1 protein-coding gene is annotated in these 730 nt (G+C 64.8%); it reads right to left on the reverse strand.

What is annotated here, in order from left to right; genetic code table 11:
- The coding region (locus tag ACFQV6_RS44290; RefSeq protein ID WP_378033746.1) for a hypothetical protein at nucleotides 1-566 on the reverse strand (566 nt) is incomplete at its 3' end.
- Nucleotides 567-730: the final 164 nt, after the last annotated feature.

The raw sequence follows: 730 nt of genomic DNA on the forward strand, positions 1-730 counted from the left end.
AGATCCCAGCGGAAGGAATCACCGGACACCTGGCGACGCACCGCTCCTAAGATCCGAACCTCGGGATCGGCAAGGTCACCGGTAACCGGCATTTGCCACCCGCTGCTGACTGCATCAAGGCCGTCTTGAGTCAACTCATTGACAAACAAGATCCGGTAGACCCGCGTCTCGCGAAATCCCGGGGCGGCCTCCGGCCCGCTCAGACGCAGCGGAGGCGGCGGCTGGGCAGGAAGGTCACCGAAGTGTGCCCGCAACGCAGCCTCGTCCGGCAACCCGACACCACACACGCTTCGATAGAACTCCGCTGCTGCCGCTCGGCCAGCAGCGACTACCTGGAGCCTTAAGGCGGCATCAAGGCGCAACCGCCGGCTGGTGTCCGCGCCGTCGCGCCAGCGGCTCTCCCGCCGGCTCCAGATACCACTCACCAGCCCCGCCGAGGAGTAGTCCGGTGCCAGCAGAAACTCCTCAACCAGCAAACCGTCCGGTTCGCCAGCACGGTCGTGGACGAAGTAATAGTGCAGGGACGGTGAAGCATCGACCGCTTGCCGCGCGAGAGTCGTCGTCACAGGTCGATTTTCCGGCACGGCGGCGCGCCACCTCGCGCAGGCTCGCCGGACACCTCCAGATCAGCAAAGTGGTGGGTCCCATATACCTGCCCACAAGAATCGCCGGACGAGACCTGGGTCCGGAACTCATGCCCAAGTGGGACCAACACCAACGCTCAGAGCCA

The organism is Actinoplanes sp. GCM10030250 (assembly GCF_042666575.1).
Lineage (GTDB): Bacteria > Actinomycetota > Actinomycetes > Mycobacteriales > Micromonosporaceae > Actinoplanes.